The organism is Colwellia hornerae (assembly GCF_007954355.1).
Lineage (GTDB): Bacteria > Pseudomonadota > Gammaproteobacteria > Enterobacterales > Alteromonadaceae > Colwellia_A > Colwellia_A hornerae.
Window position 1 is genome coordinate 34,246 of the sequence record NZ_VOLR01000015.1, and the last position, 13,736, is coordinate 47,981.

At 38.4% G+C, this 13,736-nt stretch carries 8 protein-coding genes; 7 read left to right on the forward strand and 1 reads right to left on the reverse strand.

Annotation, left to right across the window (positions count from 1 at the left end; all coding sequences use genetic code 11):
* Positions 1 to 24: 24 nt before the first annotated feature.
* The 6 genes from ESZ26_RS11705 (at position 25) to ESZ26_RS11730 (ending at position 9,435) form a co-directional block, all read left to right on the forward strand.
* The gene (locus ESZ26_RS11705) at positions 25 to 1,044 is read left to right on the forward strand and encodes a glycoside hydrolase family 16 protein (protein ID WP_223271632.1); all 1,020 of its coding nucleotides are present in this window, start codon (positions 25 to 27) and stop codon (positions 1,042 to 1,044) included.
* 3 nt (positions 1,045 to 1,047) lie between these two features.
* Positions 1,048 to 1,482 carry a hypothetical protein gene (locus tag ESZ26_RS11710; protein ID WP_146799698.1) on the forward strand — a complete coding sequence of 145 codons (435 nt, stop codon included), beginning with the start codon at positions 1,048 to 1,050 and terminating at the stop codon, positions 1,480 to 1,482.
* 242 nt (positions 1,483 to 1,724) lie between these two features.
* Entirely contained in the window at positions 1,725 to 2,672 is a 948-nt protein-coding gene (locus tag ESZ26_RS11715) for a class I SAM-dependent methyltransferase (protein WP_146799699.1), read from the forward strand.
* A gap of 286 nt (positions 2,673 to 2,958) precedes the next feature.
* The gene (locus ESZ26_RS11720; RefSeq protein ID WP_146799700.1) at positions 2,959 to 4,503 is read left to right on the forward strand and encodes a tetratricopeptide repeat protein; all 1,545 of its coding nucleotides are present in this window, start codon (positions 2,959 to 2,961) and stop codon (positions 4,501 to 4,503) included.
* 306 nt (positions 4,504 to 4,809) lie between these two features.
* A complete protein-coding gene (locus ESZ26_RS11725) occupies positions 4,810 to 5,385 on the forward strand; it encodes a DNA-J related domain-containing protein (protein WP_146799701.1) in 576 nt (191 codons plus the stop codon).
* Positions 5,386 to 5,787: 402 nt separating this feature from the next.
* The gene (locus tag ESZ26_RS11730) at positions 5,788 to 9,435 is read left to right on the forward strand and encodes a response regulator (RefSeq protein ID WP_146799702.1); all 3,648 of its coding nucleotides are present in this window, start codon (positions 5,788 to 5,790) and stop codon (positions 9,433 to 9,435) included.
* A 174-nt stretch (positions 9,436 to 9,609) separates the two neighbouring features.
* On the opposite strand, the gene ESZ26_RS11735 is transcribed toward ESZ26_RS11730, so the two are convergent.
* Complete coding sequence (locus ESZ26_RS11735) at positions 9,610 to 10,788, reverse strand: multidrug effflux MFS transporter (protein ID WP_146799703.1); 1,179 nt, start codon at positions 10,786 to 10,788, stop codon at positions 9,610 to 9,612.
* Between the two features lie 497 nt (positions 10,789 to 11,285).
* Here ESZ26_RS11735 and katG point away from each other — a divergent pair, with 497 nt between their 5' ends.
* A complete protein-coding gene (katG, locus tag ESZ26_RS11740) occupies positions 11,286 to 13,508 on the forward strand; it encodes a catalase/peroxidase HPI (RefSeq protein ID WP_146799704.1) in 2,223 nt (740 codons plus the stop codon).
* Positions 13,509 to 13,736 lie beyond the last annotated feature (228 nt).

Genomic DNA, 13,736 nt, shown 5'->3' on the forward strand with positions numbered 1-13,736 from the left:
CTTTTAAGAAAAAAGAGAATAATAATGAACCAATATTCAGTTTATCAGTGCAATGTTAATTCAATGCTAAAGAATATCAGCTTTAAAAGTCGACTGTTTTTAATGAGTTTGCTGAGTTTGTTAATAACGACACCTACTATGGCAGGTTGGGAAGTTAACTATATAGATACTTTTTCAGGAGACAGTGTTAATTGGCAAAATTGGACGGCCCAAGTCGATGCTAATTTTAATAACGAAGTTCAATGTTATACCGATGATGATAGTTCCATTGATAAGAACTTTGATGTCTCTGATGGCACCTTAAAAATAATCGCCAGAAAGCAGCAAACTAATTGTGTAGGCTTGAATAATCAATCTAGAGATTGGACCTCCGGGCGAATTAACGGTAAAGATAAACGTGAGTTTCTCTATGGCAGAATAGAGTCAAGAATTCGTTTTCATAACCTTGAAGGGGGGTCTTGGCCGGCGTTTTGGATGTTAGAGAATCGTATCGCTGAAAGCCCACGTAAAAATGATGATGACTTTGTTAACTGGCCCAACCCAGGTGCTGGCGAGATTGATGTCTGGGAATGGTTTGCCAATAGCCCGAGTACTTATATAACTAACTTTTTTAATACCGGCGGCGGCTCTTGCGGTAATGAAGTGAGATTCGCTTATCCAAATGGCGCTAATGATGTACTCGATTGGCATGATTACGCGATAGAATGGGATGAAAACAACATATCATTTTATATGGATGATACCTTAGTCACTTCGCATAATGTATCGAATTGTCCACAATATAAAGAACCGATGTTTGTTTTACTCAACGTTGCTATGGGGGGAAATCTAGGTGGGGCGATAGACCCAAGTCTGCGTAAAGTCACCATGGAAGTGGATTATTTGGCGCATTGTACTGCTACCAATCAAAATAATGCCCAGCGCTGTAATGAAAATACGCCCGCTGTTTATGCTGATGATGATAACGACGGCATAGAGAACAACCTTGATCAGTGTCCAAATACTCCATCAGGAGAAAGTGTTGATGAAAAGGGCTGTTTCTAAGAGATGGTTAATATATCTCCTGAAGTTTCTTTGTCGATAACACAGAATAATGTGGCGGTGTCATCAGTTGATATTAGCGGAGGTTTAGTCACAATATCTGCTAACGCCACCGATGAAAATGCTGATGATATCCTTTCTTATGTTTGGCTTATATCCGGTACTATTCCATCACCTATTATCGACGGTGGTCTTGTTAGTTTTGATCCCTCTTCTATGGCCGGCGGGAATTCATATCAAGTAGACTTGACCGTAACTGACAACGGTAACCCAAGACTTTCAGTAAGCAACACTATTAAATTTAGCGTTAACAATATGCCGCTTGACGCTGGCGATGATGATGAGAGGGGGAAAAGTAGTGGTGGTTTATTCAGTTATTTACTACTGCTGATGTTGATAGTATTTAGGCAGAAGTATCTTAAACAAAATATGTTCAATTAGGAGAACTTTTAATAACAAGGTTGATTTATTAGGATATCAGTATTAACACCGGCAGTGGTTAGTTATAATATTGATTGAATAAGTTGCTGATGCAGCATTATATTATTTTATTTATTTGATGTTCTGCTTTCAAAGTAACTCGTGCTGACAAGTTTTAAGCGATAGTGTGTTCTTTGTTAACTTATTATCTAACGAATATAGACAATCCACACTAGAAATATACCTAAGGGCAGGACATAGATTTGACTATAAAGTGGCAAGATCTCATCGAAAAAGCATGGAATGATAGAAAAGTCTTAAATGAATCAGATGAATTTGATTCTTGGCGTGTTTTCCATGGTTACACCGAAGGAGCACCGGGTGTTGTTATTGAAAAATTTGGCACTATGGCCTTGGTTGAATTTAAAGACGATATTCGTGAGGACCTTGATGTAATCAAAGATGCACTATTACAGTGTTTTCCCTTTACGCTCATTATGGCAAAAGGTGATCAAACGCTCGGGTTACGCTTAAAGAATAGAATGTTCTCGCTTCATGGCGATCTTGCTGATGCGCCAGAATTTACCAAAGAATACGGGGTCTATTATAGTTTGCTTGCCGATACGATGCATAATTGTGGTTTGTATCTGGACGCACGTCCCGTTCGTAAGTGGTTAGCTAATCATAGTGAAGGCCGTCGTGTACTGAATTTATTTTCATTCACCGGAAGTCTAGGTATAGCGGCTTTAAAAGGGAATGCGAAGGCAGCCATTCACTTGGACAGATCGAAAGCGTTGTTACCACGTATTGAAAAGAGCTACGAAAAAAATGGCCTAGATTTTGGCTCTCGCAGCTTTGTAAAGGGGGATATCTATAAGCATTTACCTAAAGCAATAAAAAGTGGCCAGCAGTTCGAAGGTATTATTTTAGATCCACCGCCAACCGTTTATAAATCACCTTATGCAGAGCATCAGCCTAAAGGACAAGATTTTTCTAAATTGGTTAGTATGTGTTCAAAGCTTTTAAGTCAGGGCGGTTGGTTGATTTGTTTATTTCATCGTTATGATGCAACATGGGATGAGTCAGATGCCGAGATTATTGAATCATCTGGCCATACTTTGAAAATGACGGAACGGTTTACCAGTGAGTGTGATTTTCCCGATGACAATGTTGATCGCAAGTTAAGAGTGACCGTATTCGAAAAAATTTGAGATAGATAATGCCAACAAGTAAATACCTCTGATAAGTGGGGTAAATAAAAATGCCTGACGTTAAACTTAGGCATTTTACGTTATGTTACCTACTGAAAATCACTAAATTAGACTAGTATTATTATGATGTCTAGACAAAATGTTTTTGAACGATACTGTTATAACACCTTGTATTTAGCTTCTGAAAATGGGCTTTGACAATAAAATGACATTATTAAAAGCAGGACAAAAAAGGACTTCTTGACTCAGGCATCAAAATTGTGAGTTATTTAACAAGGAGAGTATCATGAAAACGATATCAAAATTACTTTACTTTACAGTAATAGCAAGCATGTTTTTTATCAGTATGGCTGGTTACGCACACGATGGCCACGAAGATAAAGATATGATCATTAACGACTTAGGGGACTTGGGAGACGTTAGTTTTTCGATATCTTGTAATAAAAATGCACAAAAAGCTATGAGTACCGGTGTTGGATTACTTCATCATATGATGTACGCACAAGCAGAAGAATTATTTGGTCATTGGATAGAGAAAGAGCCTGATTGCGCGATGATCTATTGGGGATATTCAATGAGTCTCTTCCATCCTTTATGGCCTGATACGATTAAAAATGAAGCTTTACAGCGCGGACAAGCTGCACTGGCTAAAGCGACAACGCTAAATTTTACCAAACGAGAAAGAGATTACATAAATGCAGCAGCGCAATACTATAGAGGTTGGGAAGCCGTTGATGATAAATTACGAATAGTACAGTGGGCTAACGCTCAAGAAGTTGTCTATCAAAAAAACCCTGATGATATAGATGCAGCAGCCTTTTATGCACTATCACTAATTGTTACGGCTTCTAAACAAGATCTATTGTTCAAACAAAACCAAGCAGCGGGTGACATTTTACAAAAAATTCGCAATATATCACCTAATCATCCTGGTGCAATTCATTACACTATTCATGCTTATGACAATGCACCATTAGCGAAATTTGCTATAGATGCGGCAAGAGCTTATGACAAGGTTGCACCGGATGTTCCACACGCTCTGCATATGCCAAGCCATATTTTTGTTAGATTAGGGATGTGGGATGACGTAGTCAGTTGGAATCTTCGCTCAGCAAAAGCTGCTTTAAATTATCCAACTAATGGTGCAACTTCCATGCACTATGCTCATGCTATTGATTATCAGATCTACGGTTATTTACAACTTGGTGATAGTGCTAAGGCTGAAGCTCTATTTGAGCAAGTCGCAGGGTACCACCCAATACAAGCTACTTTTCCATCAGCTTATGCGCTAGCAGTAATACCGGCTAGGTTGGCGTTAGAGCAAAAAAAATGGTCTCAAGCAAGTCAGTTAAAAAATCAACAACCTAGCTATATTGATTGGCAACAATTCCCACAAGTAGAGGCTATTACTTACTTTGCTCGTGGGTTAGGAGCAGCTAGAAGTGGTGATTTTAAATCAGCACAAGAAAATGTAGCAATGCTCGATGTTTTATATGAAAAAACAAAAATAATCAGTGCTAGTTATTGGGCGCCACTGGTTGATGCTCAGCGACATTCAGTAAATTCGTGGATTAGTTTTGGAAAAGGAAAAATAGATCAAGCTTTAGTTCAACTTAGACAAGCTGCTGACATAGAAGATTCAATGGACAAAAGCCCAGTAACGCCTGGCGCAGTAATTCCTGCGAGAGAGTTACTGGCAGACATGCTCTTTTTGAATGGAGATTATGCGAGTGCATTAACAGAATATAAATTGAGTTTAGCGATTAATCCAAATCGATTTAATAGTCTGTTAGGTATGAAGCAGACCTTATTAGCGATGAAAAAACCTTAATCGCGGTGATAGAAAATATTTGTTTAGTTATCAAATACCAGCAGTCTAATTGAAAAGGGATAAAAAATAGCTTTAGCCTTTAACCACAGGCGGGGTTAAAGGCTAAAGCTGACCAGTGTAGAGCAGCTTTAATTGTAAAGCAGTGAATGTAATATATGGCAATATTGTCGCTTAAGATAATATGCCAATGGAAACTCTTTAGTACAAGCAGCTTTAGTCATTAGAAGACAGCGAGTTTAACGTTAGTTTATACTGTGTCTGATCGCCTCATTTTGTCAGTATTAAATCAACAAGGAGTATATACCTATGACTAATCCTTTGATTATTACCATACTGGGATATTTAAAAAAGCAAAACAGTGCTTGTTCATTGATTGATCTAGTTAATCTTTGTGAAGCTGATTTTCTGCTATTGCTCAAAAAGGATGTTGACCTTCAGGTAGTGATATTTCAAAAGAATTTTTTCATTATGAATGCGCTTTATCAAATTCAACGTGATATTCAAAATGAAGGGTTTTTACTGACTATTTTTCCACTAGAAATCTGTTTAGTGCCAAATTTCGCTGCGGCTAAAGGTACTTTGGCTATACGAGATACTGAGCTAGCCCAATATTATTTAAACTGGGCTAATGTAAATAACATTACCGTTGCAGAGGTGGCATCACTCTTTTCTAGTTTTTGGCAAAGATACCAAGCAGTAGATAAGGTTGATGCGGCTCTGACGACTTTAGGGGTAGATAAAAATATTGATTGGTTTGGGATACGTCAGGCTTATCAAAAGAAAATTGCTATTACTCATCCCGATAAAGGTGGCTGCGCGGCAGATTTTATCGAAATTCGCCAAGCTTATGAGGTGTTAAGTTGTAGTTATCATCGTCTTTGAGGCTTTCATCTTTATCTATTCTTGTTCAGTGTTGAACTTGACTAAACTTTACTACGGTTAATGTTAAACGTCGCTAATAAACCGATACCCTTGAGACTGGTGAAATCAGTTTTAAATACTTGTACTGAGATTGCTGAATAAAGTGTCGCTTTTAGCTAAAAGGAACACGTCGGCTGTTTGATTTCAAGGTGACTTAATGCTAAGTTTTGTTGATACTGTTGGCTTTTCTAATAATTACCTTTCCGACAATACTTAGTTGAATCTTTTATCAATACACTGCTATGTTTTGGATGCATGCTCGGTAAATAATACCGATTGAATGAGATTAATGTTTCAGCAAGAGATTAAGAAAAATAAGCACTTAACTTATACTAACTACTATGAAGAATAAAAATTAATAATATGAAATTAAGAATTACCTTTTATCTGCTATTAGCTTTTGCATATATTCTCAGTTCCCCATCGTTTTCAGCAGAAATGAGTGATGAGCCGTCTGAAGTTATTACTCTTGTCGCGACTGAAAGTGACTTGCCTTTTAGTTTTAAGCTACCTGATGGTACTCCCAGTGGTCTCTATATTGAGTTCTGGGAACTCTGGTCCAAAACAAACAATATTCCTATTCGCTTTGTTATGTTGCCCTTTGAGGAGAGCATAGAGTTAATAAAGCAAAAAAACACCTTACATGTTGGGCTCTTTAAGAATGAGCAACGTGAACAATGGGCAGACTTTTCCTTACCTATCCATAATGTGCAAACGGGTATCATTTATAACCGCTCAATTGACAAAAAGTCTAAGCTAAGAGAGCTCAGTGATATCAAGATAACCAGTCAATATTTTAGTTTTCAAGAGTCCTATTTAAAAGAAAACTTTACTAGCTTCGAACAATCAACTTATAAGAAATTTGATGATGCACTCGATCAGTTATTAGACAATGAGGTTCAGGCTGTTGTTGCCGAACTACCTAGGGCCTTTGCAGAAATTGCTAAAAAGGGCTTAAGTGGAGTATTCACTATTTCTGAGGAGATCATTGTTTCAAATAATGTCTTTGGGCTTATAGCAAAAGGTCAACCTGAATTATTAGCTAAGATTAATGCCGGTATTGAAAATATTCCCGTTAATAATATTATTGAATTAGAAAAAAAGTGGCTACCAACCTTAAAACCCTTTTTTAATAAATCATCAACTGTTGCTAGTTTAACGGAAACGGAAAAAAACTGGTTATCACAAAATAATTCCTTTAGTTTGGGTACTGACTCTGCATTCCCTCCTTTTGAATTTAACGATAAACAAGGTGAACATAGTGGAATATCGGCTGATTACATGCTGTATGCAAAACAACAACTACAAATAAATTTAACCCCAACTTTAGGTACCAGTTGGGGAGAAGCGCTAGCGGAATTTAAACTTGGCAATATTGATGTTATGTCTTCAATATTTTATACAGAAGAAAGAGCAGAATATATAAATTTTACTGAACCCTATTTTGAAATTTCTTTAGTCATTGTTAGTAAGAAAAACGCTTTTTATGCAGAAAGTTTATCATCACTACAAGGGCGGAAGTTAGGTCTAATTAAAGGCTATGTTTATAATGAATTGATTAGTCGAGATCACCCCAGTATAACGTTAGTGGATGTTTTTTCGGTTGAAGACGGGCTTAAAAAATTACAGTCGGGGAAAATTGATGCCTTTGTTGATTCTATTTCCGCGATTAATTATGAAATAAACAAAAATAAAATCAATGACCTGATTATCACTTCATTTACCCCTTATACACTTGAAATATCGATGGCGGTGAGAAAAGGGCTTGAACCCCTTATTCCCATTTTAAATAAAACCTTTGCTGCGATGAGTGAGAAACAACGCTCTGCTATTGCAAATAATTGGTTATCGGTACACGTACAATCGGGTACTGAATTATCCACCATTCTTGTCTGGGCACTCCCCATAGCCTCATTGCTCATATTGATCATTTTAGTGTTTTTTCGGATGAATAAAAAACTCAAAATAGAAATTGATGCACGAGTTATTAATGAAGAAAAACGCATTGCCGCCCAACAAGATTTGGCGGCACAAAAAAAAGCAATGGACGAACATTCATTAGTCTTTGTAACAGACATTAAAGGTATTATTAGCTACGCCAATGATAAGTTTTGTGCCATCACCGGTTATACCCGCAAAGAACTCATCGGTGCAAATCATAGCATTCTAAATTCAAATAATAAGCCAAAAGACTATTGGCACAACATCTTTTTGAAGCTCTCTAAAGGTGAGTTTTGCCATGATGAAGTGCGTATTAAGGCTAAGGGTGAACAATTCTATTGGGTAGATACTACGATTGTGCCACTTTACGATAATAATACATTACTGAGTGGTTATACTTATATTAGTACCGATATTACTCATCAGAAAGAGACGATCACTCGCTTAGCTGAAGCCAAGAAACAAGCAGAGGTTGCTAATGAATCTAAAACCGCTTTTTTAGCGAATATGAGTCATGAAATTCGTACCCCGATGAATGGTGTGATAGGCATGACTAACCTTTTACTTGATACGGCATTAAACCAAGAACAACACAATTTTGCAAAAACAGTAAAAAATAGTGCAGAATCGTTATTGGGTGTTATTAACGACATCTTAGATTACTCAAAGGTTGAAGCGGGTATGTTAGCGCTTGAACCGCTTGAATTTGATTTAGAAGTATTATTACATGACCTAGGCAGTAGCCTCGCTTTTCAAGCGCACAAGAAGGGGTTAGAGCTCATTTGTCCGGCTAACATTCTGCCAGTACAGTCATTTATTGCTGACCCTGGGCGTATCCGACAGATACTCAATAATCTTATCGGTAATGCGATAAAGTTTACCGAACAAGGCGAGGTTTCAGTATCTTGTAAAGTGCAAGAGCAGACTAAGCAGCACACTCGACTACTTTTTGAGATATCTGATACCGGAATTGGTCTCACGTCAGAGGATAAAATCAAGTTATTTGAACGTTTCAGCCAGGCCGACGGTTCAACTACCCGTAAATATGGCGGCACTGGATTGGGGCTATCGATAAGTAAACAATTAGTCGAATTGATGGGCGGGGAAATAGGGGTGAAAAGTATCGCTGGTATGGGCTCTACATTTTGGTTTAGCATAAATATTGCTAATGCCGATAAAGTGCTTTCCAAGAAACGCTATGATAATTTGCATGATCAAAAAATACTGGTGGTCGATGATAATTTAACTAATCGGACTTTGTTAGGTCTATTGCTGACAAAGTGGCAAGTTGAACACAGTTTGGTAGATAGTGGAGATAAAGCATTAGTAGAACTCACTGCAGCAGCGCTAAAAGGAACTCCTTACCATATCGCTATTTTGGATATGCAAATGCCTGAAATGGATGGCTTTCAACTAGCAACTAAGATTAAAGCGGATAGCCATATTTTTTCAGAGACTCGTTTATTAATGTTGACCTCACAAGGACAACGTGGCGATGCTGAAAGGTTAAAGGCTGCCGGTTTTAACGGATATCTTAATAAACCTATTGATCAGTCTATTCTCTACAATACCCTAATGACGATAGCTGGCGTTAATGCCCAAGAGCAACCTTTGATCACGGCGTTCAGTGCGCGTGAGCTTCCACAGTTCAAAGCAAGGGTACTTGTTGTCGAAGATAACGCCATCAATCAAAAAGTTGCACAAGGTCTGTTGAGAAAGTTTGGAGTACAAGTCGACCTAGCGGCTAATGGCGAAGAAGCCCTAAGTTCGTTAAATAACTTACCTTTTGATTTAGTCTTCATGGACTGTCAAATGCCGGTAATGGATGGCTATGAAGCGACTAAAAAAATTCGTCTTCCACAATCTAAGGTACTTAATCGCAATATACCGATAATTGCCATGACCGCCAATTCAATGCAGGGTGACCGAGAAAAGTGTTTAGCGGCAGGAATGGACGATTTTATTGCTAAGCCAGTCAACCCCAACATGTTACAAGAGGCATTAAAACGCTGGTTACCCGAGTATAAAGCTAGCATTATGCAAGTAGATGACAAAGACACAAAAAGTTAGTTTATATTTTATCGAATCTAACCTTTGTAATGTTAAAATTGACCTTAAATACAATAGCCGAGAGCGAGTACACTTCCTTGTGTAAGGAACTCAAGGCACGTGTCTCGTAATTATGTAAATACAGTGGCAGTTATTTTAATAAAGTTGTAATCAATAAATAATCGCCACTGCTTGCTAACCATCTAGCATGATTCGGGCTTTTACTTGAGGCAACTTCCAGATGATATACACTGGAATTATTGACAACATTAATAACACTAATTGCTCAGCTTCATTGAGTGGTAATAGTTGTAATAAATAAACAATAACTGCTGAACCACTCATTTGCACAAAGCCTAACAGCGCAGAAGCTGAACCTGCTTTTTCACCAAAAGGTGCTAGAGCTTGTCCTGCACAAGCTCCCATCAGTAATGAAAAACCAAGTGAACTGATCATTATTGGTAACATAAAGGCGACAGGCGTTTGCCAAGTTAATAAAGCTAACATTAATAATCCCGCCACAATCAGCAAAACCATACCAAAACCTATTGTTACTCGAGCACCAAATTTAACTAAAACCTGAGGAGCTAAAAAACAAGCGACAATATTAATGACAGCATTAAGACTAAACCAATAAACAAAGCTCTGCTGATCTAAACCTAGTTTCACCATTAACCAAGCGGGAGAGCTACTTACATAAGCAATAATAATGGCCATCGATAACATCACTACCAAAGCATTAAAAATGAAGATAGGATGTTTCAACACCGGCATAAAATGCGCCATACTAATAAGATTTTTAGGTTGTATTGTCTGCGCTGGTCGGGTTTCTTTAAGCGTAAAAAATAAAATTAAACCTGCAAAAACAGCATAGCCTGTCATAAATTGAAAGTTACTTCGCCAGCCAAAATACTCGGTTAAAACATTACCGAGTAAAGGTGCAAGCGCAGGAATACAACATATCGCGCTGTTTAAATAAGAGTACATAACACCGCTTTCTATTGCGTTGTATTTATCACGGACACTGGCAAAGGCAGCTACAACTATGGCGCAAGCACCAAAGCCTTGTATTAAACGACTGAGCAAAAAAAACGTTAAATTATCTGCATAAGCACAAAGAAGAGAAGCTAAGCCATAAATTACTATACCGGCCATTGCTATTGGGCGACGACCATACCTATCAGCGAGTGGGCCACTTATCAGTTGACCAAAGCCCATGCTTAAAATAAATATCATTATGCTCCACTGAATTTGCTTCATAGAAACAATAAGCTCTTCAGCCATAACGGGTAAAGCGGGTAAAAATATATCTATGGCTAATGGGCTAAAAATCACCATTAAAATCAGTAGCGGTAAAAGTTGTTTATTTGTCATTTTAGTCTCAATAATGATGACTGCCTAGTATAAGATATTGGTGTTATCAGCAGAAGCTAATTATTGTTAATTTAAGGAAACTAAACAGCATTTAGCCTTAATGATACTTTTTCGTTAATTGTTTGGTAAAAATATCGTTAAGTAGGGTTCTGCATTGCTTTGGACATAATTCAGGCTAATAGCGATAGTTCGCTGTGGTCTGTATTTACTTAGATGAATAGCCCTAAGCTCTGCTTTATTTTAGCTTAATGGGTCTACCGCCATTTGAACCACGAGCCTAGTACCAAATGTACCAAAAACTGCTCATTTTTGAACAACATCAGCTTATCAATGATAAATATTATTGAAGATAAAATAGATGTTAATTGAACGTGTTAAATTAGTCATTACGTAAAATAGAACATTATCTTCAATTTAATCGACTATTAAAATCGTCTGATTTTTCTTATGCTTTATATGACCTTTATTACCAATTTTTATAAAACAAGGATTATACAATGTTTAAGAGAACAATCCCGATTGCTGCGGCAATCTCCGTTGCTTTATATGCAATGGCAATACCTGCAACCGCATTAGCGGCTAATCAAGCAAAAACCAATGAGTTTTGGTGGCCTGAAAAGTTAAGTCTTAGCCCATTACGCCAGCATAGCGCTGAGTCTAACCCTTATGGTGAGCAATTTAATTATGCCAATGAATTTGCCAGCCTTGATTTGACTCAACTCAAAAAAGATATTCAAACCACACTGACCGACTCAAAAACCTGGTGGCCTGCAGATTGGGGACATTACGGACCATTAATGATCCGCATGGCTTGGCACAGTGCTGGTGTCTACCGTGTACATGACGGGCGTGGCGGTTCGTCTGGTGGTCAACAACGTTTTGAACCCCTTAACAGTTGGCCAGATAATGCTAATTTAGATAAAGCGCGTCGATTATTATGGCCGGTTAAGCAAAAATATGGTCGTAAAATTTCTTGGGCAGATTTGATGGTGCTTTCAGGTAACGTAGCGTTAGAGTCTATGGGCTTTAAAACCTTTGGTTTTGCTGGCGGTAGAACGGATGATTGGGAGCCTGATTTAGTTTATTGGGGAGCCGAAACAACTATGCTTACTGATAACCGTCGCGATAAAAAGGGTAAATTAAAAGGCCCTCTCGCTGCTGTAGAAATGGGCTTGATTTATGTTAATCCTGAAGGACCTCATGGTAAACCTGATCCACTTTTAGCGGCGCAGGATATTAGAATGTCCTTTGGTCGTATGGCGATGAACGACGAAGAAATTGTTGCTTTAAGCGCGGGTGGTCATACTTTTGGTAAGGCGCATGGAGCGAAAAAACCCAGTGATTGTGTTGGGGCAGAGCCCGCAGCAGCTGATATTGAAGCACAGGGTTTAGGCTGGAAAAACAAATGTGACAGCGGTGTTGGCGCAGATACTATAACCAGTGGCTTAGAAGGTGCTTGGACAACAACACCAACACAATGGTCAACAAATTACTTAGACAATCTAATGAACTTCACCTGGGTTCTAACGAAAAGCCCGGCTGGCGCTAAACAGTGGACACCTGAAAACAAAGCGGCGGCCAACTTAGTACCAGATGCCCATATCCCTAATAAACGTAATGCACCCATTATGTTTACCACCGATATTGCTCTAAAAGAAGACCCTGAATTTCGTAAAATTGTTGAACGTTTTAGAGCAGAGCCGGCAGAATTTGAAAAAGCTTTTGCTAGAGCTTGGTTTAAATTAACACATCGTGATATGGGACCTCGTGCAAGATACGTGGGCAGTGAAGTGCCCAGTGAAGTGCTAACATGGCAAGACCCTATTCCTGCGGTCAACTACCCTATGGTTACCAAGCAAGATATTGGTGAGTTGAAAAAGCAAATAACACAGTCTGGCTTAACCACGGCTGAGTTAGTGAGAACCGCTTGGGCTTCAGCGTCGAGTCATCGTGTTACAGATATGCGCGGCGGTGCTAATGGTGCTCGCATTAAACTAGAGCCACAAAATAGTTGGGCAGTTAATAACCCAGCCGAGCTTAATAAAGTGTTAACAACACTTGAAGTTATTCAAACTAAATACAATAAGCAATCGGCTAAAAAGCAAGTATCGTTAGCTGACTTAATCGTATTAGGTGGTGCAACCGCAATTGAAAACGCAGCCAAACTAGCAGGCACCACAGTAGCTGTGCCCTTTGTGCCTGGCCGTGCTGATGCGACACAAGCACAAACTGATGTTAAATCATTTAATTATTTAGCACCAAAAGCGGATGGCTTTCGTAACTTCTATACGGATGAAAGTTACCTGTCGCCAACAGAGATGTTAGTTGATAAAGCCAACTCTCTTGGTTTAAATGTCCCTGAAATGACAGTGTTGGTTGGCGGTATGCGCGCGCTTGATGCAAACTATGATGGCTCATCTTTTGGGGTATTCACAAATACTCCTGGTGTCTTAACAAATGATTTCTTTGTAAATTTATTAGATATGTCTACCGTGTGGACTAAAGATGAATCTACAGCTGGCGTTTATATCGGCGTTGATCGCGCTTCAGGCAAGGTAAAGTGGCAAGCGACACCGGTTGATCTTATCTTTGGCTCGAGTTCTGAATTAAGAGCCATTGCTGAAGTGTATGCCTCAGATGATGCTGACAAAAAGTTTATTAATGACTTTATTAAAGCCTGGGTTAAAGTGATGCAATTAGACCGCTTTGATTTAAAGTAAGTTTGATTGTTTTTTTGAACTCTATCGCTAATACACGCCAAGGTGTATTAGCTTTTTTTTGGTAATAATATCTCATTGAAAGCTTGGGTTAAAGTGATGTAATTAGACCGCTTTGATTTAAAATAAGTTTGATTTTTAAACGATATAGCTAATACAGCTAAGGTTGTATTAGCTTTTTTTAGCAATAACATCTCATAAAAAAGGTAAAGTCTACAACACACTTTACCT